We start from the raw sequence: 20456 nt of genomic DNA, 5'->3' as shown, positions 1-20456 counted from the left end.
TGCATCCTCATTTGAATATGAAATTTCCTGCGTCAAACAATAAAAACCTGATAACGACTATCGGCCTGAAGGCGGCATCATAACGATTATGCCAGACAGTAATGGCCTCACAAGGAATCGTATATGACCTTCCGTCCCAAGTTCATCACCTTTGACTGCTACGGCACTTTGACATTTTTCGATATGGCCGGTGCGGCCCGTAGGATCTACGGTGAAGTACTGAGTGAGCAGGCGATGCAGCTCTTCATTAAGAATTTTGCAGCTTACCGGCTCGACGAGGTGCTGGGCGCATGGAAACCCTATGCGGAGATTGTGCACAATGCTCTGGAACGGACCTGCAAGAAAAATGGCGTGACGTTCCGTGAGGAAGATGCCTTGCAGATTTACAATGAGGTGCCAACCTGGGGGCCTCACCCTGATGTGCCCGCGGGTCTTGCCAAAGTTGCCAAGGAAATCCCCCTGGTCATTTTATCTAACGCCATGAACAGCCAAATCATGTCGAATGTCGAGAAGTTGGGTGCACCGTTTTACAAGGTCATCACGGCGGAGGAGACGGGGACTTACAAGCCTCAGATGAACGGTTTTGAATATATGCTTGATGTTCTCGGCTGTGGGCCAGAAGACATCACTCACGTATCATCGTCTTTCCGTTATGATCTTATGACCGCTTACGATCTGGGGATCCGGTCAAAAGTCTGGGTTAACCGGGGCCATGAACCAGCTAATCCCTTTTATGAATATGAAGAAATCAAAGACATCAGCGGGCTGCCCGGCGTCTTCGGCCTATAAAGATAGCAAGCCTGCGGGAGGATTACTCTCCCGCAGGTTTATCTGAAAACATTAGAGATATCTGTCCTTGGCACGATAATAGGCACCCACGACAGGCATGAAATGCGTGGCAAGTCCGTAAGCTGGGATGGGTTGCCATGGACGGTTCCACACAGGAATATTAACCTGTTCCCCAGCAAGCCTTCTGCCTAGAAGCTGGCCAAGATGAACGGACATCTGAACGCCATGTCCGCTCAGGCCCATCGCATAGGTGACGCCATTCCATTCACCAGCATGTGGTAGGCGATCCACGCTCATGTCGACGTTGCCCCCCCAGCAATAGTCGATCTCAGTGCTTTCCAGTTCAGGGTAGATCTCCGTCAGCGCTGCATGAAGGATCTGCCCTGACTGAATGTCCGACTTTTCGCTGGACTGGGAGAAATTGGCCCGGCCGCCGAAGATCAAGCGTCGGTCTGCGGTTGTTCGAAAGTAGTTATGGATATTTCGCGTCGTGACGACATTGCGGCGTCCGGGGAGAATGCGGGAAAACAAATCTTCCGGCATGGGCGCCGTGGCAACAATGAAGCTGCCAACCGGCATGATGCGTCGCCGGAACCAGTTTGGTGCTTTCCGGCTTGTGCCCGTTGCCAGTAGCACATTCTGTGCCTGAATAACGCCTGCGGAAGAGGAAACTTCAAACACATTGCCCGCACGGCGAAGGGCGGTCATAGGCGTATTTTCGAAGATTTTCGCACCCGCTGACATGGCGTTGGCTGCAAGCGCACTCCCAAATTTTCCGACATGCATCTGTGCGCTTTTGCGATATAGCATTCCGCCTTCGAATGTTGTCGAGCCACCGATTTCTGCTGCAACAGCATCGCGGTCGAGAAGATCAGTTTCCGGGTCAACATGCTGTTTTACAGCGTCCTGATCCGCGCGCAGACCTGCCAAATGCTTTTCTGTCCAGGCGACTTTCAGCTTTCCGCATCGACGGAAGTCACAGTCGATGTTTTCGGACGTGACGATCTGCTCGACCGTATCCACAGCATCATCAAAGAACCGATACAATGCAACGGCCTGTTCCAGGCCATATTTTCCGACCATGCTCTGAAAATTTCCAGCCGTCCCGTTGTTGACGTGTCCGCCATTTCGGCCGGAGGCGTGGCAGGCAATTTGGTCTGCTTCGAGGACGACAACAGTCTTGCCGGCCTTGGCCAGGGTTCGAGCTGCTGAGAGGCCGGTAAAGCCGCCGCCTACAACCACAACATCTGCGCGGGTAGGAAACTCAGACAGAGCAGTACCTGATACAGGTGAAATACTATCCAGCCAGTAGGGAACAAGTTTCATGGAATGATCTCCGTCAGGAGGCACAGATGGAAGGAGAGGGCAGTTGAGTCTGGGAGGGAGGTTCTCCCAAGGACGCATTCTTTGTTTCTGGAGCCCAGATCCAGCTGATGAGCAGTCCTGCCAGCATGAAGCTGGCTGCTATGAGCATCATGGGTTGCATCCCAAATTGCGTATATCCCAGAGGAAGCAGAAACGTTCCGAGTGCTGCGCCCAGTCTGCTGAAGGAACAGGCCATACCGACCGCACTGGCCCGGATGGCTGTTGGAAACAGCTCATTAGGATAGACAAACTGCAGGCCGCTTCCTGCTGCCTCGGACACCGAATACAGAATAAACCCGGAAAAGATCATCCAGCTGGCAGGGGTGGCTGAAATTCCGAGGAGCAAAAGGCCCAGCATGCTGATTGCAAAAGTGCCGATCAGTAACAGGCGCCGCCCCATCAGATTGATCAGCCCCAGAGTGACGGGCAGGATCCCCAGGATGGTCAGTCCGGTAATGCAGAGAGATCCGAGAAGTGCGTTCTGGACGTGATACTGATGCAGGAGCTGCGCCTGAAGGGTGTGGATGGCAAATCCCGGAGCGCTTTGCAGGATCCAGAATGCACTGACGAACACGAGTGCTCCGCGATAGGGAGATCGAATGATCTGAAGCAGGGAGAGCTGCCCCTGATGTTCTACAGTGGGGAGAATATCAGCCCTCAGGTGCTCGCGTATAATGTTTCTTGCGTCTTCGGTCCGTCCCTGCTGAACCAGCCAGCGGGGAGACTCAGGCAATCCCATACGCAGGCAGAAGAGCACAATTGACGGAACAGCGCTGGAGACCAGCATGATCCGCCAAGAGATGTCGGGGAAGAAGGAAAGCCCATAGCCCACGGCGTAGCTCGCGGTATATCCAACCCACCAGGCGAGAATTAACCCGGAAAGAACTGGGCCGCGGAGTTTGCGTGGCATGAATTCTGCGACGTAAGACGTCGCAATTGGATAATCCGCACCAACTGCTACACCGAGCAGAAAGCGAAGGGTTACAAGTAGCACAAGGCCGGAGCACGCTCCCTGCAACAGGGAGAAGACTACGAACGCTGCAATATTTAACGTAAAAAGAGGCCGTCGCCCAAGGCGATCCGAGACCGCGCCCCCCAGCATTCCGCCTGCCAGAACGCCCAGAAGGGCCGCTGCCCCGACGAGGCCTGTCTCCGCGCCTGTGAGATGAAGTTCTCGCACGATGGATGGGAGCGCAATACCGATGATCCCGAGGATGTAGCCGTCACAGAACGGTCCCCCGGCAGAGATCAGGGCCAGTTTTGAATGAAAGCCGTTCGGCGGCAGATCATCCAGCGTTGCCGTTTCAGTGGAGGAAACTTCAGGTGTCATGATGGGGCAACCTTTTGTTTCCTCATCTGGCGTGGTCAGGCTTTGAGAGCGCTGGCGACGGCTGGATCTTCCATCACGCGGTCCAGTACCGAGACAATGCCGTCACAGAGCTGATCCATTTCGGCAATCGTGCTGCACAGCGGGGGGGCAAGTCCGATGACATCGTCGCCAAAGGCCCGGAAAAGAATACCTTGCTCATAGCCATAGCGGCTGAGTTTTCCGGAAATTCCAAGCTGGGCATCCGGCTTGGTTTTGGTTGTCTTGTCGGTCACGAGTTCGATGCCGGCAAGCATTCCAATAGACCGGGTGGTGCCGACGAGTGGATGATTGCCTAGACCGCGCAAGCGCGTCGCAAGATGCTCACCAACACGGGTTCCGTTTTCAAGCAGGCCACCTTCATAGAGGTCCAGGACTGCGAGGCCGATGGCCGCACTGACGGGATGGGCGCTATAGGTCTGCCCATGTCCGACGGAGACACCTGGCGGCGTCTTGTCACGGATCGTTTCGTAGATCGTATCAGACATGAAGACGCCTCCCATCGGGGCGTAGCCAGCCGTCAGACCCTTTGCGACGGTCATCATGTCCGGTTCGATGTTCTCATGCGCACAGGCAAAGAGAGGGCCAGTCCGTCCGAAACCTGTGATAACTTCATCAACGACGAACAGAATATCCAGCTTGCGGCAGGCTGCCTGCATTGCCGTTGCCCAGCCCTTTGGCGGGATAATGACGCCGCCCGACCCTTGAACAAGTTCGCAGTAGAAGGCTGCAACATGCTGTGGACCGCCAATCTTTGCGATTTCATCATGGAACGCCTGTACCGAAGCTTGGATGATGGCTTCAGCGTCCGGTCCAGCAGGGTGGCGGTAGGGATCGGGGCTTGGAATATGATGCTGCCACGGGAGTGGGACATCTGCATCACGATGGAAGACCGGAAGCGCGGTCAGGCCTGCGCCGACGAAGGACGAACCATGATAGCCCTTCTGTAGCCCAATGACATGCCGCTTTTCGGGTGTGCCCCGTGCGTGCTGATAGTAACGAATGAAGCGGAGCGTACTGTCCACCGCATCAGAACCACCAAGAGCGAAATAGATGTGATTGAGGTGCCCCGGAGCATGCTGTGTCAGCCGCGCTGCCAGTTCGATAGCGGGCTCATTTGAAAAGCCGAAATATCCCGTCGCATAGGGAAGCTTTTCAAGCTGACGTCGACCTGCCTCGATAACGCTCTCGCAGCCGTAACCGGTATTGACGCACCAAAGCCCGGAAAAACCATCCAGAAGACGGTGGCCTTTGCTGTCCGTCAGCCAGACACCCTTGCCAGATTCGAGTATGGTCGCCCCACTGGCTTCGTGCCCCTGCCATGACGAGACGGGATGGATGAGGTGTTCGCGGTCAAGCGAGACGAGACGTGGCGTATCCATGATGATTCCTGTCCTGATCCTGAATGTGATCATCGCGCAAAGCCTGCGATATGTAATGCAAGAAAAGCTAATATTCGGAGCATAAAATGCTGTTGGTGCGGCCGGAATAGCAGGGATATTCAAATGTGCCGCGTGAGTATTTTGCCGTTTGCTCCACATGTCCGGCTGCGCACATTGTATCCCTCCCGCAATGGTCTTTCGCAGGCATGAATGATGACAGGCATTACCTTTGACCCCGCCCTGGTGGCGCTGCCAAACGCGCATTTTGTGGGTGGAAAGCTTCTGAAAGGTGAGGGCGCCATTCCTGTTCATGCGCCCTCGGATGGTCGGTTGCTCTGTCATCTGCCTGAAGCCGGGGCAGATCTGGTGGATTATGCTGTCTGCCTGGCGAGAGATGTACAAATGCGTTCTGGTTGGGCGACCTGTGCCCCGCGGGAGCGGGGGCGTGTGCTGAGGCGCTGGGCCGAGCTTGTAGAAGATAATGCTGTGGAACTGGCGCGTCTGGAGACAGTCTGTTCGACGCGACCTATTGCAGAGACAACAGGCTGGGACGTGCCTTTTACGGCAGAGGGCATCCGCTTTTTTGCTGAATATGCCGATAAGTTGGGCGGGGAAGTCGCTGCGACCCAGAGTGACTTGTTAGGCTTGGTACTGGCTGAGCCTTATGGCGTCATCGGAGCTATTGCTCCCTGGAATTTCCCTCTGGTCATGGGGAGCTGGAAAGTGATTCCTGCGCTGGCGGCCGGAAATGGTGTCGTCCTCAAGCCGTCAGAAATGACTCCTTTTTCGATTGTTCGTCTAGCGGAACTGGCTGTCGAAGCTGGTGTTCCGGCCGGCCTGTTCAACGTTGTGCAGGGAACGGGTCGGATCACGGGAGATGCTCTGGCACGACATCCGGTCTGCGGAAAGCTGACATTCACTGGTTCCACAAGAACTGGCATCGAAATCATGAAGGCGGCAGCGGAGAGCGGCCCCAAGCCTGTCACGCTTGAGCTAGGCGGGAAAAGTCCGCAGATCGTTTTCGATGATATCCGTAATGTAGATGGTGTTGCAGACCGTATCCTAAGAGCTTTCACGGGAAATGCGGGACAGGTCTGTGTTTCTGGATCGCGTCTTATTGTTCAGAGAGCGGTTCATGATATCCTTGTGGAGAAGATCGTTGAGCGCGCGCAGGGCCTCGTTGCTGGTGCGCTTGAAAAGGCCGAAACACGGTACTCCCCGATTATCTCCGAACGACAGGCGACATCCATTGAGCTTGCCGTTCAGGATAGTGTGCAGGGGGGAGCCTCAGCGCTTCTTCCTCTCAGCCGCCTGAAGGGCTCAGAAGGGGCATTTCTCTCACCGTGCATTCTGACCAACGTTACCCCGCAGACGCGGGCCGTAAAGGACGAGCTCTTTGGTCCGGTTTTGACGGTCCAGACATTTGATGACGAGGCTGAGGCACTCTCTCTGGCGTCTCATGCGACTTACGGTCTCGCTGCCGGCGTTCATACGTCTGATCTCGGGCGTGCGATGCGGGCTGTGCGCAACCTGAAAGCTGGCACCGTCTGGGTTAATCGGTATGGCCGCTCATCAGACTTCGTGATCCCTACTGGCGGGTATGGCGGTTCAGGGATTGGCAAGGATCTGGGGCGTCAGGCTGTTGAAGCCAATCTGCGCTATAAAAGTGTTCTCATGGCGTTTGAGGGCTAACGCCATGGATCTTGCTTACCTCGTCGCCCTGCGAAAAGATCTTCATGCTCATCCTGAGCTGAGGTTCGAGGAGTTTCGAACATCCGATATCGTGGCGGATGTTCTCACGTCTTTGGGGTACTGCCCCTCCAGAGGACTGGCACAAACCGGAGTGGTGGCTTCTCTTCAGGGAAAGAAACCCGGCCCATCCATCATTTTACGCGCAGATATGGATGCTCTGCCGATCAATGAGCGGGGAGATCATCCGCATATCTCTCGCCATCCGGGGCGCATGCACGCGTGTGGGCATGACGGGCATACGACCATGCTTCTGGGGGCTGCTGCCGCGTTGGCTCTTAACCCGCCGGAATGCGGGACAGTGCATTTCGTTTTTCAGCCCGGGGAAGAAGGGGGCGCAGGAGCCAAAGTCATGCTGGAAGAGGGGTTATTGGAGAAATTCCCCGCCGGGCGTGTTTTTGGAATGCATAACTGGCCTGGCCTTCCAATAGGTTCCATGGCGACCCGTACAGGACCGATCATGGCTGGTGGTTGGCGGTTTCTGGTCGATATAAAAGGGAAAGGATCACATGCGGCCCAACCCCAATTGGGGCGGGATGCACTGACTGTTGGTGCGGCATTCGTTCAGGAGGCCCAATTACTGGTGGCGCGCCGTTCAGACCCTTTGGTGCCATCGGTTCTTTCCATCTGTACGTTTCATGCGGGAACAACGGACAACATTCTTCCTGAGACTGCCACGCTTCGCGGCACGATCCGCGCTCTGGATGTTCAGGTGCTGAATGACCTGAAAGACGGGATGACACGTCTGGCCGCAGGGATTTCCATCGCGCATGACGTGACCATCACAGTACAGTTTCACCAGCCGTATCCTGTGACGGTGAATACTGCGAACGAGACGACATTGGCGCGTGCTGCTATGGCGCGGGCTGTTGGCGCGCAGGGCACGGTTATTCCTGACATGACACCCAGCATGGCTTCCGAGGATTTCGGCTTCATGCTGGAAGAAAGGCCGGGTGCGCTTGTCATGCTGGGAAACGGTGCTTCAGCGCCTTTGCATGCCCCAGATTACGATTTTGACGACACAATCATTCCGCAGGGCATCGCCTATTGGGTGGCACTCGCCCACATGTGCCTGCGCATCAATCAGGACGTTTGACCATGCCAACTTACAAGATTGCTGTTCTGCCAGGAGATGGAATTGGCAAAGAGGTTATGCCGGAAGCCATCAAAGTGCTCGACACGGTCGGGCGGCTTTGTGGGGTCGGGTTTGATTATACCCACTTTGACTGGAGCTGCGAGACCTGGCTGAAGACCGGGCAGATGATGCCCGAAGATGGCATGAGCCAGTTGGCGCAGAATGACGCCATCCTGCTGGGCGCTGTGGGTTATCCAGGTGTTCCGGATCACCTGTCCCTATGGGGGCTTCTTCTCAAGATCCGCAGAGAGTTTGATCAGTATGTAAACCTGCGTCCTGTGCGGCTTTTACCGGGGATTCCGTGTCCCTTGGCTAACAAGCAGCCGGGAGACGTGGATTTTTGGATCGTTCGGGAGAATGTTGAGGGCGAATACTCCCAGGTCGGAGGCCGGTTTGCAGAAGGAACGGAGGCAGAGGGCGTCGTTCAGAGTGCTGTCTTTACGAAGTTCGGTACCGACCGGATCCTGCGATATGCCTTTGAACTGGCGCGGAAGCTGGGCCGTCCGCATGTGACATCCGCCACCAAATCGAATGGCCTGTATCATTCCATGCCATATTGGGATGAGCGCTTTGCCGCAATTGGTTCGGAATACCGGGATGTTCGTATAGATCAATATCATATCGATATTCTTGCCGCGCGTTTTGTGATGTCTCCAGAGCGATTTGATGTTGTTGTAGGAAGCAATCTGTTCGGGGACATTCTTTCTGATTTGGGACCCGGAATGACAGGAACCATTGCTGTTGCTCCATCTGCCAATATCAATCCCGAGAAAAAATATCCGTCCATGTTCGAGCCTGTTCATGGGTCTGCTCCGGACATCTTCGGGCAGAATATTGCTAACCCGATAGGTCAGATCTGGGCAGCCTCCATGATGTTGGATCATCTCGGAGAGGCCGAGGCAGCCGCTCTGATTTTGAAAGCCATGACAGACGTTCTTTCAGCCCAGAGTGCTCCCCGTACGCCCGATATGGGAGGTCTCGCCAGGACGTCAGATGTAGGGAGTGCCATCGCAAAAGCGCTGACTTCAGGCATTTGATAAGCACTGAAGATTAACATGGGGAAACCGTTCCAATAACGGAATCATATGCCGCTCAAAGAGGGGAAACGGGAGAATGAACTGAACCGAATATGCAACGAATTGTCTGACAGAAAGAATGCGAATACGGTTCTCTGAGAATTCGAGGAGAGCCCGCTACCGATGGGAACAGACATGTCAGATTCAGCGCAAATGTTCGTTCTTCAATGTTTCGGTTCCAAGGCTCTCTCAAAAGCGGCAAAGAAGCCGGGACGCCTGGTTCTCCTCACGCTCTCAACCTGGCTGTCCATGCAAGGGGCAGTCGCTGCAGACGTTGCTTATCACCGGCATGCCCGCCCTTCCAGCAAGGCCGTGCACCATGGTGTAAGCTCCCTTAAGGAAAATAATACTCCTGCAGCGGCTCCTGTGCATCATGATGTTGAGTCTCACGCAACGGAAAGCGTCGTAGTCCACAGGGGCGTAGCCTCAGCTACAGGTGTGACGAACACAACGCCGGGAGGTGGTCTGATGCCTCCGCAGACCGTGGCGAAGTCGCGTAGTGGTATCACGCGGGACTTCATCGCAAAGCAGAGCCCGACAGCAAACCCGGTGTCTATGGTCGCCAGTCTTCCCGGGGTTGTTTACTCCGGCAATGACCCTCTGGGCACGAATGATGATCAGCAGGGATTAAGTGTTCGGGGTTTGGATCAGACGGAAATCGGATATCTTTACGAAGGCATTCCAACCGCTGCTCCTGTCTATCTCCTGCCATATACGTCTTCCACAGCGGATAACGAAAACATCCAGAGCATTACTCTGACGCAGGGATCGCCTGACATCACGTCGCCTCTGTACAACGCAGTCGGTGGAGAATTGACGGAAAGCCTTCGTGATCCGTCACACAAGTTTGGCGGCCTTGCCAACTTCTCTTACGGCTCTTTCAGCCTGAAGCGTGAATTTATCCGTATGGATACCGGAGATATCGGCCATACAGGAATTCGTGGGTTTCTATCCTTTTCGGCTAGAACGGCTGATGAATGGCGCGGTGTTGGTCAGACGCGGCGTTATCATGTGGATGGGAAATTCGTGAAGGAATGGGGAGAGGGGAACAAGGCGTCCTTCGTCCTGTCCTATAATGATCCTCTTCAGTACTATCTGCGTGCCCCTACAAAGTCGCTATGGCGCCAGCAAGGCGTAAACTACAATTACGCAGATAAGTATACAAAAGGAAGTTCAGATTACTATAAGCTTCAGGAAAACGTGCACCGCACGCTTATCCTCGGCGCGCCGGTTAATCTGAATCTCGGTCATGGGCTGAGTTTCAATACAACGCCATATTTTACCTACGCCACCGGATACGATAACGGTGGTACGACACTGTCGAGAAATGGTAGCTATTACGGCAAACAGCCTGCTGGAGCTCTGCAGAACACAGGAACTAGTAGCGGGAGTTCTTTTTCGGCGGTTTCGATCGATAAGTATGACCTGTATTACAGTGGAATAAATACAACTCTCTCCTGGACCAAAGGGAATAACACGCTAGCTGTTGGGTATTGGTATTCGTACTTTGATCAGTCCGAGCCGTCTCTGTACGAAGCGCTCGGTCCGGATGGGCAGGTGTCCAGTATGTATGGCCAATGGGCAGTTAAAACGCAGGATGGGTCACTTCTATCTCAGTATAATATTCATCTGATCCAGCAGACAAACTCTCTGTTCATCAACGATACTTACAAGGCTCTGAATGATCGTCTGACTCTGACGGCCGGTTTCAAAGAAACAATGGTGACCCGTAAGGTGACCCAGAATATTCCGGGTACGAATTATCAGAATGGGCAGAGTGATGCTGCACCGCTACCTCAGGTCTCCATCAGCTACAAAATTACGCCCCATGACCAGATTTACGTTAACGGGACAACATCCTTTCGTCTGCCAGCTTCCATTATGTCATATGTCGATCGTTATAGTGTCTCTACCGGAGTGCAGACGCGGTCTCACGCTGTTAACCCCAAAGCTGAATATGCGATTGGAGAGGAAATTGGGTATCGTCACACTGGTCTCGTCAGTGTCGCGCTAGCACTCTTCAACTATAATTTCACGAACCGACAGATCAATACGACGACGTATGCCAGCGGTACGCCCGTGACAGAGTCTATCAATGGTGGTGGTCAGACAGCTCGTGGTGCACAAATCGAGGTGGGACTACGTCCTTGGCATCATTTCAGCCCGTATGTTTCAGCACAGTATTTGCATGCGACGACGGACAACAACCTGCAGGTTGGGAATGATTACGTCCGATCTGCTGGAAAGATTGCTGTCAAAAGCCCGAAGGTCACGGTTGCGGTTGGTTTGTCTTATGACGACGGAAGCCTCTTCGGGGCCTTCAATATGAACTATGTCAGCAAACAGTATTCAACGTTTATGGATGATGAAAGTATTCCATCCTTTGAGACGTTCAATCTTAACTTCGGATATCGCTTTCATAGTTATATGTATCTCAAGCATCCACAAGTTCAGCTTAACCTTATGAATATTGGTAATAACGGATTCCTTTCCGGGGTAAGTGGCCTCAGCACGAACGCCAAATCTACAAAGGGTGTGTACGGAACCACCATAGCCGGAAGTTCACCGACCTATTTTGTCGGCGGTGGCTTTGCTGGAGTTCTTTCGTTCACGACCGGGTTCTAATCAGCTTTTCCAGGAAAATTCAGATCATGACACGCAAACCTAAAGTTCTGACATTCGACGTGGTTGGAACGCTGATCGATTTTGAAAATGGGATGAAAAATGCCCTGCTGCAAATTTTGGGAAAGGAGAGTGCAACACTGGATTTTGAAGTATTTCTAACGGAATACCGGGCTTTGCGGAACCGTCCAGACAAGATGCTGTTTCCAGAAGATTTGGCACCTATCTATCTGATCTTGGCGGAAAAATTCTCCCTTCCAACGGGGCAGGGAGAAGAGAAGGCGTTTGTCAAAAGTGCTACGTCATGGCCGGCCTTTAACGACAGTGTGGAGGCTTTGAAGAGATTGCAAAAACATTTCCATCTTGTCGCCATGACGAATGCACGGAGATGGGCATTTGATGGTATGGACAAGACGCTCGAATACCCTTTTTTCAAGGGGTTTACGGTAGACGAAAGTGGCTGTGAAAAGCCTGACCCGCACTATTTCAGCTATGTGCTGGAACAGCTTGCGCCAGATGGCTACACCAAGGAAGATGTACTGCATGTTGCCCAGAGCCAGTTCCATGACATCGGAATTGCACGGGAGCTAGGTTATACCGTGTGCTGGATTGAGCGGCGGAAGGCTGTTGGTGGCGGTTTCGGGGGGACTGTGGCGGTGCAGGAACTGACGACACCTGATTATCATTATCATACCCTTGCTGAACTGGCTGATGCTGCAGACCGTGGTGAACTTGTCATGGTTGCCTGAGGGCGCCGTTGAATCTGCTGCATGGTCAAAGCCATTCAGCAGATTTCTCTGCAATGAAAAGCAATTTGAGTAAAATAATTAGCCAATCCGTGTTTCTATCGAAATGAAAGCAGCCCTCCGACGAGGCTTGCATGATGGCAACGGAGACTTGAATGACTTCTTTGAATCAGATGTTTGGCTCTGTTGTTTTTCATGCCTCGCCGCTCACGCGCTTCGCTTTCTGAGGAACGGAGATGCAGGTAGCCTCTGTCCTTCATCGGCGGTCCGTTCTGAAAGGGGCAGGGCTTCTGGTTGCTGGAATGACGTCTCAGTCCGTGAAGGCAGCTCCTGCTTCTGGTGGGCATCTGAAAGTAGCTGGGGCGGTTGGATCGGCTTCAGAGACCCTTGATCCGGCACGTCAATCCATGGCTACGGACTATATCCGAGGTCATTTGTTCTACGATGGCCTGATCTCGCTGGATGATAGGCTTAACCCCCGCTTTGCCCTCGCGGAAGCGCTGGACAGCAACGATTTTCTAACCTGGCAAATCCGTTTGCGCCGAAATGTTCAGTTTCACGATGGAACTGCCCTGACAGCAGATGATGTCGTTTTTTCTCTACGGAGACATCAGGACCCCGGGGTGGGCTCGCAACAATACGCCCTTGCTCGCACCATGCAGTCTGTGCGCGCGGTATCGCCGCTTTTGGTAGAAATTGTTCTTGATGCACCCAATTCGGATTTTCCAGCCATTCTGGGGATCAGTAATTTTGCTATTTTGAGAGCAGGCACAACAGATTTTAAAGTTCCAAATGGTACAGGTCCTTTTCGGTGTCAGGAATTTACGCCAGGTATCAGGACGGTAGCCGTCAGAAACCCGGAATTCTGGGGTGAGAGACCGTATCTGGAGAGTGTTGAACTGATTGCTATCCCTGATGAGATGGCACGGCATAATGCCCTGATGTCCGGGGATGTGGACCTGATCGCAACTGCCAACCCGCGGCTTGTTCAAATGCTGAAACAGGGTGGTTTCGGCATTGTGGAAAGCCCCGTGGGGACTTACACAGACTTATCTATTCGGTTGGATCAGAGGTATGGACGCTCGCCGGAGTTTGTCGAGGGTCTCAAATTCCTTCTTAATCGCGAGCAGATCCGGCAATCCGTCTTTCTGGGCTTTTCTCGGGTTGGGAATGACCAGCCCATTCCACCGGAAAGTCCATACTTCAATCATCAATTGCCCCAGCGCACTTACGACCCGGACAAAGCACGGTTTCTACTTAAGCGAAGCGGGTTTCTGGATGAAACTATTCCGCTGGTCTGTTCTCCTGCTGCATTGGCATCCGTCGATATTGCTGTTGTCCTGCAATATGCAGCATCTCAAATCGGGCAGAAAATGGCGGTGCATCGTGTTCCCGCAGATGGTTATTGGACGCAGTACTGGATGAAAGCCCCTCTGGGCTTTGGCAATATCAACCCGAGGCCAGCGCCTAGCCTGACATTTGAGCTTGGTTTTGCCAGTACATCTCCGTGGAATGAATCCCGCTGGCGTAATCCGCATTTCGACGGACTCCTGAAGGATGCCAAATCGACGCGGGATGAGAGCAGAAAACGTCAGCTTTACTGGGACATGCAGGAGCTTGTGTCGTCTGGATCGGGGGTATGTATCCCGAATTTCACGAATAGTCTTGATGCTTATGCTCCGCATGTCTGTGGGCTTCGTCCCAGTCAGGCTGGTCAGTTGATGGGCTATGATTTTGCGCGCTCGGTCTGGCTCAATGAAAATCGGGGGAAGAAGGTTTGAACAGCCAGACCCTGAAGTTGATAGGTCGGCGTTTCTTTGCCGCTGCAATGTCGCTTGTCTTCGTGATCGTGACTGTTTTTGCGATCACAAACGTCCTTCCTGGCGATGCGACGGATGCGGTCTTAGGCCAGGGCGCGACGCCGCAGGCGGTAGCGGTCATGCGGCATGATCTGGGTCTTGACCGGCCTGTATTTTTTCGTTTCTGGTTCTGGCTCTGGGGCGTTCTGCACGGCGATTTTGGGCACTCCCTTCTGAATGGTCTATCCGTCGCGGATGCAATTGGCCCACGTCTGCACAACTCGCTACTGCTTGCGGGCGCCTCTGCTGCGGTCTCCGTCCCTGTCTCGCTCTTTTTGGGCATCACGTCTGCCATCTGGAAAGACACGGTTTATGATCGTGTCGTGTCGATCATGACGCTGGGGATGGTATCCGTCCCCGAGTTCGTGATCGCCACGATGGCGGTGTATGTTTTTGCTGTGCGGTTACACCTGTTACCTGCACTGGCAGACGTCGGAAGCGTTCATTCGCTCAGGCAGTTTCTCTCTGCCTTTTTTATGCCTGTCGCCAGCCTTGCGCTCGTGACCCTCGCGCAGATGGTTCGCATGACGCGTGCTGCGATGGCCGATACGTTGTCCGCGCCCTATATCGAAATGGCGCTCCTCAAAGGCGTTGGGCCGATACGACTGATCCTTGTGCATGCCATTCCCAATGCGATCGGACCGATTGTCAATGCTGTAGCTCTTAGTCTTTCTTCCCTGCTTGGCGGGGTGGTCGTGATTGAAGTTGTGTTCACATATCCTGGAATTTCTGGCCTGATGGTGGATGCTGTCAGTTCACGCGATGTTCCGACGGTACAGGCCTGTGCGCTTGTTTTCTGTGTGACCTATCTTTTTCTCACAACGTTTGCCGACGTTGTTACGATCCTGTCTCTGCCGAGAGGGAGAAAAGCATGATCGCCATGATCGGGAAGTTACGCAGCAGTCACGACCGGGCGCTTCTATTAATTGTATTCTGGCTTCTTCTGGCACTTCTCGGGCCGTTGTGCTCGTCTCACGATCCGGGCGCGATTGATAGCCAGCCTGTCTTTTCGGCTCCTTCAGTCGCTCATCTCTTGGGAACAGACTATCTTGGACGGGACACACTGGCGCGGTTGCTGAACGGTATTCGGCACACAGTGCTCCTGTGCTTCGCATCTACGCTAGTGTCTTGCTCTGTCGGCACATTCCTAGGGATTGCAGCGGTTACGGCCAGACCGTGGGTGGAGGCCCTGACAGGCAGGCTGGTAGACGGATTTTTGTCCATTCCCAGTCTGCTCTTCGCTCTGCTGGTCATTGCCGTGTTTGGAACATCGACGACGGCTCTGATTGTGACGATGGGAGTCATTTATACGCCCGGGGCATATCGCACGAGCCGTGCGCTGGCTCAACGGATCGCACGGCTCGATTTCGTGACCGTGGCGCGCGCCAGAGGCGAAAGCACGCCCTATATCATCCTTCAGGAAATTCTTCCCAACATGACAGGCCCGATGATCACAGACGTGGGGCTGAGATTTATCTACTCGGTGCTGCTGCTCAGTAATCTAAGCTTCCTCGGGATTGGTGTTCAGCCGCCGGAGGTTGATCTGGGTTCCATGGTCCGAGAGAACATGCTGGGTATGGCATATGGTTCGCCTGCGATGATCGTACCGGTCGTCGTGATAGGAATACTCACGGTCGGCATTAACCTTGCGCTGGATTCCAGCGGTGGAAGGCGCTGAACATGGCTGCCACCATTCAGGTCAAAAATCTTGAGATCGTTGGGCGCCGAGGGAAGGGCGCGGAACTTCCGATCGTCCGTGATGTCAGTTTTTCGGTCCAGCGTGGAGAAATGCTGGCGCTGATTGGGGAGTCCGGGTCCGGAAAAACGACGGTGGCACTTTCACTGCTCGGCCACATCCGGAAAGGATGCCGGATTTCCGGCGGGACGATCCGGGTTGCGGGATATGACGTGACGGCTCTGACCCCGCATGAATGCCGCTCCATCCGGGGGCGAGTGATCAGCTATGTTGCGCAGAATGCCGGAAGCGCCTTCAATCCGGCATTGTCGATCATGCGGCAAGTCGTAGAGCCAGCATTGGTCCATCGCACTTTGCCCAGGCGGGATCTGGAAGCCCGGGCAGTTTCCCTGTTCCGGGCGCTAGCGCTTCCTGACCCCGAAACAATCGGTGAAAGGTATCCGGGAGAGCTGTCGGGTGGCCAGTTGCAGCGGTTAATGGCCGCCATGGCTCTGATGACAGACCCCGAAGTCGTCGTTTTCGATGAGCCGACGACAGCTCTGGACGTCACGACCCAGATTGAAGTGCTTTCTGCCTTCAAAGCTGTTTTCGCAGAGCGCGGCATAACGGGCGTGTATGTGACGCATGATCTGTCAGTTGTAGCACAGGTTGCCGATCATGCCGTCGTCCTCAAAGATGGAGCCATTCGGGAGGCCGGAACGGTGTCGAAGATCCTGTTTCAGCCCGAGGATCCTTATAGTCAGGCCCTTCTTGCCGCTGCGGAACCCCGTTCACGACAAGCGGACCTTGCCGTCCAGCCTGAGCAGCGTAGCCTGCTGGACGTGCGTAATCTGGTGGTGGGGTACGGGCAACGCGCCGCCGCTGGATTGCCAGAGAAAGTGATCGTCAATCATGTCAGCTTCAGTGTTCCGAAAGGGCGTATGCTGGGCGTGATCGGGGAATCCGGTTGTGGAAAGAGCACCTTGGCGCGCGCGATTTCCGGCCTTCAGCCCTGGGCAGCCGGAGACCTTCTGCTGAATGGAGAACCGCTGGCTGGGAACGTGAGAGAGCGTACGCCTGATCAGCGGCGCCATCTGCAGCTTGTGGCTCAAAACGCAGATAGCGTGCTGAATCCTTCGAAGCCCATAGGACAAACCCTTGCGCGGGTCGTTCGTTTTTATGGTGGTCTGCGGGGCGGCGCCGCTACTCGGCGTGTGAATGAGTTGCTGGATATGGTTCGCCTTTCGCCCTCACTCGCTTCCCGTCTGCCTTCGGAGCTTTCTGGCGGCCAGAAGCAGAGGATCAACTTTGCACGGGCGCTGGCAGCCGATCCGCAGATCGTACTGTGCGATGAAATCACAGCGGCCCTAGATACGGTTGTGGCGGCTGCCATCCTGGATCTGATGAAGGAATTGCAGCGTGATCTGGGGCTTTCGTTCATCTTCATTACCCATGATCTGCATGCTCTTCAGTCCATCTGTGATCGTGTTGCCGTGCTGTATGCGGGGCAGGCCGTGGAGGTTGGTCCAGCCATGGCATTGGGGAAGGGCGTGCATCATCCTTACACCCGGCTGTTGCATGACTCCGTTCCTCTCATGGAGCCAGGGTGGCTGGAGAGCACACGAATAAGGCGCGCGGATGAGGCCATGCCTGCGCCCCTATTAAATTCACTCTCTCTTGATCCGGAACTATGCTGTTTTCTTGCGCGGTGCCCTGATCGTGTGAGCGGCCTCTGCGACAGGGTTCCGCCTCCTGTTCGCTCTGTTCCAGAAGGCCCCAGAGTTCTTTGTCATTTGCCTGCGTCAATCTGTTCGGAGTTTTCGACATGACATTTCCCCTGAATGATCCAGATCTTTTCCGTCAGGCCGCCTTTCTCGGAGGAGACTGGAAAGCATCCACGAGTGGCAAGACCCTGACCGTCGATAACCCTTCAACGGGTGAGATCATCGGCAGTATCCCGGCCTGCACGGCTGAAGAAACCCGCGCTGCCATTGAAAGCGCGCGGATTGCGCAGGGCAAATGGCGTCGAAGCTCAGCGGCAGATCGTGCGGGTCTGCTGATGGCGTGGTACCAACTGATGCTGGACCATGCTGATGACCTGGCCAAGATCATGACACTTGAGCAAGGCAAGCCTCTGGCAGAAGCCAAGGGAGAGGTTGCTTATGCTGCGTCTTTCCTCAAATGGTTCGCGGCTGAAGCCGAGCACGTACAGGGCAGTGCACTGGTGCCGACAGCCGATCGCCGGGTCATCATCCTGAAAGAGCCAGTGGGAGTGACAGCGGCCATTACGCCTTGGAATTTCCCTCTTGCCATGATTACCCGCAAATGTGCCCCGGCTCTTGCCGCAGGGTGCAGCATGGTGATCAAACCTTCAGAGCTCACACCGTATTCTGCATTGGCTCTAGCCGTCTTGGCAGAACGCGCAGGCCTTCCAAAAGGGCTCCTGTCTGTGGTGACGGGATATGCGCAAGAGATCGGCCCGGAACTGACCGCAAGTCCCGTTGTGCGCAAACTGTCTTTCACGGGCTCTACGAAAGTCGGGTCGTTGCTGATGCGTCAGTCCGCAGACACGATTAAAAAGCTCAGTCTTGAACTGGGCGGAAACGCTCCTCTCATTGTCTTCGATGACGCCGATCTTTCTGTTGCTGTGTCCGGAACAATGCTGAGCAAATTCCGGAATGCCGGGCAGACCTGTGTCTGCGCGAACCGCGTTTACGTTCAATCCGGAATTCATGATGCGTTTCTGGAAAAACTCGCAGCAGAGGTGATGACCCTGAAGACGGGAGACGGATTTGATCCGCAAACGCAGATTGGACCGCTGATTAACGAAGCTGCCGTCGCCAAGGTAAAGGAACATGTAGAAGACGCTTTGGCTAAGGGCGCTCGCATTGTGGGTAAACCACTGGATATTAACGGTCGGTTTGCCTCTCCCGTGCTGCTGGCGGATGTGACGTCCGAGATGCGGATTGCACAGGAAGAAACGTTTGGTCCGATCCTTCCCGTGTTCCGCTTCGATAACGAGCAGGATGCAGTTCAGCAGGCCAATGCTACTCCCTTCGGTTTGGCGAGCTATTTCTTCACAAATGACATCGCGAGAGGTTGGCGGGTTGGCGAGGCTCTCGATTTTGGCATGGTAGGACTGAACACTGGCTCCATCTCCCTTGTGTCAGCACCTTTCGGGGGCGTGAAGCAGTCTGGGCTCGGCCGGGAAGGGGGCGCGCTGGGCCTCGAAGAATTTCTGGAAGTGAAGAGCTTTCACATTGGACTGCCGACTGCACAATGACCGTCGTTGAAGAGAGAATGGCCTGACTTATGGCAATCGCGCCCAAGCTTGATCGTATTGATCTTAAAATCCTTGCTCAACTGCAGAAGAATGGCCGGCTGACCAATGTGGAACTGGCAAACCGCGTTGGTCTGTCTGCCAGTCCATGTCTCATTCGCGTCAAGCGGCTGGAAGCAGCCGGCTACATTGTGGGGTATGGGGCGCAGATTGCCCTGCAAAAAATCTCAAGCGTCATGACTGTCTTTACAGAAGTCACACTCTCAGATCACAGACGGGATGACTTTTTTCGCTTTGAGACTGCAATGCAGAAAGTGGAATCTCTGGTGGAGGCGCATCTTATCAGTGGTGGGTACGATTACCTTCTGAAATTCATGGTCAGAAACATTGATCATTATCAGGAAACAATCGAAGCTCTTCTGGATCAGAATATCGGTATCGAGAAGTACTTTAGTTATATTGTTATAAAATCTCCGATTCTGAAGCCTGCATTTCTGATCGAAAGTCTTACCAGAAACACGGAGCGTTCGTTATGAGCCTGGAAAATGCGAATGTACGTGAACAGACGGCCATTAACCTCCGGAGTATGACCGAGGAAGATCTGGGGGCGGCATCGGGTCTTTCAAAGGTATTGGGGTGGCCGCACCGTCTCGAAGACTGGGATTTCATGCTGCGTCTTGGTCGTGGGCTAGTCGCCACATTGGAAAGTGGAGAAATCATTGGCACCATTATGTGGTGGTCTTTTGGGGAGCGTCACGCCACAGTCGGACTGATTATTGTCAATGGGGCGTGGCAAGGGCACGGGATCGGTACAAACATGCTGACCACGGTGCGCAGGCTTCTGCCTGGCCGCTCAATATCCCTTAATGCGACACCGGCTGGCCAGCCGCTCTATGAAAAACTGGGCTTTGTTCCGACGGGAATTGTGGAGCAGCATCAGGGTAATGGTGTGTCCTCTCCCATCATCGCTCTGGATGCGGGCCAGCGGCTGCGGCCAGTTGTTCAGTATGATCTTCAGGATCTCATAGCGTTCGACAGGGCTGCTACTGGGATGGCTCGATCTGCACTTGTTGAAGATCTGGTGCAGAACGCCAAAGGCGTTGTGATCGATACGGAAGAGGGGATCCGGGGATACTCGTTCTGCCGTCGGTTCGGGTGGGGATGGCTGATTGGTCCTGTCGCAGCGGAAACGACAGAGCAGGCAAAGGCGCTCATTTCGCATTGGATTGGTACATATGGTGGAGAATTTATCAGAATTGATACGCCGACTTCATCTGGTCTCTCAGGCTGGCTGGATGAAATGGGGCTGATCCGCGTGGACGTCGTTAACACAATGTCGACCGAGCCTGTGGTGATCTCTGAAAATACTCCGCAATATTTTGCTCTTACCAGTCAGGCTCTCGGTTAAGGAT

General features: G+C 54.2%; 16 protein-coding genes. 13 read left to right on the top strand and 3 right to left on the bottom strand.

From position 1 onward, the window contains the following. The first annotated feature begins 123 nt into the window (after positions 1–123). The gene (locus KP707_RS10645; protein WP_086634350.1) at positions 124–789 is read left to right on the top strand and encodes a haloacid dehalogenase type II; all 666 of its coding nucleotides are present in this window, start codon (positions 124–126) and stop codon (positions 787–789) included. 51 nt (positions 790–840) lie between these two features. Here the strand turns inward: KP707_RS10645 and KP707_RS10640 are convergent, their stop codons facing one another. The 3 genes from KP707_RS10640 to KP707_RS10630 are packed head-to-tail and all read right to left on the bottom strand — an operon-like array spanning position 841 to position 4902. Then, on the bottom strand, positions 841–2115 hold the full coding sequence (locus KP707_RS10640; protein ID WP_211502896.1) for an FAD-binding oxidoreductase: 1275 nt from the start codon (positions 2113–2115) through the stop codon (positions 841–843). A gap of 13 nt (positions 2116–2128) precedes the next feature. After that, positions 2129–3484, bottom strand: coding sequence for an MFS transporter (locus KP707_RS10635; RefSeq protein WP_211502897.1), 1356 nt, complete (start codon positions 3482–3484; stop codon positions 2129–2131). 35 nt (positions 3485–3519) lie between these two features. Then, positions 3520–4902, bottom strand: a complete 1383-nt coding sequence (locus KP707_RS10630) for an aminotransferase class III-fold pyridoxal phosphate-dependent enzyme (protein WP_211502898.1) — start codon at positions 4900–4902, stop codon at positions 3520–3522. A 210-nt stretch (positions 4903–5112) separates the two neighbouring features. On the opposite strand from KP707_RS10630, the gene KP707_RS10625 reads away from it, so the two are divergent. The 12 genes from KP707_RS10625 to KP707_RS10570 all read left to right on the top strand — a co-directional run bounded on the left by KP707_RS10625 (position 5113) and on the right by KP707_RS10570 (position 20452). Continuing rightward, a complete protein-coding gene (locus tag KP707_RS10625) occupies positions 5113–6594 on the top strand; it encodes an aldehyde dehydrogenase (protein WP_211502899.1) in 1482 nt (493 codons plus the stop codon). Positions 6595–6598: 4 nt separating this feature from the next. Then, complete coding sequence (locus KP707_RS10620; protein WP_211502900.1) at positions 6599–7747, top strand: amidohydrolase; 1149 nt, start codon at positions 6599–6601, stop codon at positions 7745–7747. A gap of 2 nt (positions 7748–7749) precedes the next feature. Beyond that, positions 7750–8823 (top strand): tartrate dehydrogenase, encoded by a 1074-nt coding sequence (locus KP707_RS10615; protein WP_215751608.1) that lies wholly within the window; start codon positions 7750–7752, stop codon positions 8821–8823. 174 nt (positions 8824–8997) lie between these two features. Next, the gene (locus KP707_RS10610; protein ID WP_252348851.1) at positions 8998–11487 is read left to right on the top strand and encodes a TonB-dependent receptor; all 2490 of its coding nucleotides are present in this window, start codon (positions 8998–9000) and stop codon (positions 11485–11487) included. Between the two features lie 26 nt (positions 11488–11513). Continuing rightward, positions 11514–12233, top strand: a complete 720-nt coding sequence (locus KP707_RS10605) for an HAD-IA family hydrolase (RefSeq protein ID WP_211502903.1) — start codon at positions 11514–11516, stop codon at positions 12231–12233. A 233-nt stretch (positions 12234–12466) separates the two neighbouring features. Continuing rightward, on the top strand, positions 12467–14011 hold the full coding sequence (locus KP707_RS10600) for an ABC transporter substrate-binding protein (RefSeq protein ID WP_211502904.1): 1545 nt from the start codon (positions 12467–12469) through the stop codon (positions 14009–14011). Beyond that, positions 14008–14964, top strand: a complete 957-nt coding sequence (locus KP707_RS10595) for an ABC transporter permease (RefSeq protein ID WP_211502905.1) — start codon at positions 14008–14010, stop codon at positions 14962–14964. The genes KP707_RS10600 and KP707_RS10595 overlap by 4 nt, the downstream gene beginning before the upstream one ends. Continuing rightward, positions 14961–15767 (top strand): ABC transporter permease, encoded by an 807-nt coding sequence (locus KP707_RS10590; protein ID WP_215751606.1) that lies wholly within the window; start codon positions 14961–14963, stop codon positions 15765–15767. The genes KP707_RS10595 and KP707_RS10590 overlap by 4 nt, the downstream gene beginning before the upstream one ends. Before the next feature lie 2 nt (positions 15768–15769). Continuing rightward, positions 15770–17593, top strand: a complete 1824-nt coding sequence (locus tag KP707_RS10585; protein WP_211502907.1) for an ABC transporter ATP-binding protein — start codon at positions 15770–15772, stop codon at positions 17591–17593. Then, positions 17590–19047, top strand: coding sequence for an NAD-dependent succinate-semialdehyde dehydrogenase (locus tag KP707_RS10580; RefSeq protein WP_211502908.1), 1458 nt, complete (start codon positions 17590–17592; stop codon positions 19045–19047). The genes KP707_RS10585 and KP707_RS10580 overlap by 4 nt, the downstream gene beginning before the upstream one ends. Before the next feature lie 29 nt (positions 19048–19076). Next, positions 19077–19580: an Lrp/AsnC family transcriptional regulator gene (locus tag KP707_RS10575; RefSeq protein WP_046901991.1), complete on the top strand. Its 504-nt coding sequence runs from the start codon at positions 19077–19079 to the stop codon at positions 19578–19580. Beyond that, positions 19577–20452, top strand: a complete 876-nt coding sequence (locus KP707_RS10570) for a GNAT family N-acetyltransferase (RefSeq protein WP_211502909.1) — start codon at positions 19577–19579, stop codon at positions 20450–20452. The genes KP707_RS10575 and KP707_RS10570 overlap by 4 nt, the downstream gene beginning before the upstream one ends. The last annotated feature ends 4 nt before the right edge of the window (positions 20453–20456 follow it).

The organism is Gluconobacter sp. P5E10 (genome assembly GCF_018812145.1).
Classification (GTDB): Bacteria; Pseudomonadota; Alphaproteobacteria; order Acetobacterales; family Acetobacteraceae; genus Gluconobacter; species Gluconobacter cerinus.
Note: the sequence above shows the minus strand (reverse complement) of the source record. Positions and strands in the feature narration are given on the sequence as shown.

Excerpts from the sequence above, each read along its gene's own strand:
- KP707_RS10600 (WP_211502904.1), top strand. The coding sequence starts at position 12,467 with ATGCAGGTAGCCTCTGTCCTTCATCGGCGGTCCGTTCTGAAAGGGGCA.
- KP707_RS10615 (WP_215751608.1), top strand. The coding sequence starts at position 7,750 with ATGCCAACTTACAAGATTGCTGTTCTGCCAGGAGATGGAATTGGCAAA.
- KP707_RS10610 (WP_252348851.1), top strand. The coding sequence starts at position 8,998 with ATGTCAGATTCAGCGCAAATGTTCGTTCTTCAATGTTTCGGTTCCAAG.
- KP707_RS10620 (WP_211502900.1), top strand. The coding sequence starts at position 6,599 with ATGGATCTTGCTTACCTCGTCGCCCTGCGAAAAGATCTTCATGCTCAT.
- KP707_RS10630 (WP_211502898.1), bottom strand. The coding sequence starts at position 4,902 with ATGGATACGCCACGTCTCGTCTCGCTTGACCGCGAACACCTCATCCAT.
- KP707_RS10635 (WP_211502897.1), bottom strand. The coding sequence starts at position 3,484 with ATGACACCTGAAGTTTCCTCCACTGAAACGGCAACGCTGGATGATCTG.
- KP707_RS10645 (WP_086634350.1), top strand. The coding sequence starts at position 124 with ATGACCTTCCGTCCCAAGTTCATCACCTTTGACTGCTACGGCACTTTG.
- KP707_RS10640 (WP_211502896.1), bottom strand. The coding sequence starts at position 2,115 with ATGAAACTTGTTCCCTACTGGCTGGATAGTATTTCACCTGTATCAGGT.
- KP707_RS10580 (WP_211502908.1), top strand. The coding sequence starts at position 17,590 with ATGACATTTCCCCTGAATGATCCAGATCTTTTCCGTCAGGCCGCCTTT.
- KP707_RS10575 (WP_046901991.1), top strand. The coding sequence starts at position 19,077 with ATGGCAATCGCGCCCAAGCTTGATCGTATTGATCTTAAAATCCTTGCT.
- KP707_RS10590 (WP_215751606.1), top strand. The coding sequence starts at position 14,961 with ATGATCGCCATGATCGGGAAGTTACGCAGCAGTCACGACCGGGCGCTT.
- KP707_RS10570 (WP_211502909.1), top strand. The coding sequence starts at position 19,577 with ATGAGCCTGGAAAATGCGAATGTACGTGAACAGACGGCCATTAACCTC.
- KP707_RS10585 (WP_211502907.1), top strand. The coding sequence starts at position 15,770 with ATGGCTGCCACCATTCAGGTCAAAAATCTTGAGATCGTTGGGCGCCGA.
- KP707_RS10625 (WP_211502899.1), top strand. The coding sequence starts at position 5,113 with ATGATGACAGGCATTACCTTTGACCCCGCCCTGGTGGCGCTGCCAAAC.
- KP707_RS10605 (WP_211502903.1), top strand. The coding sequence starts at position 11,514 with ATGACACGCAAACCTAAAGTTCTGACATTCGACGTGGTTGGAACGCTG.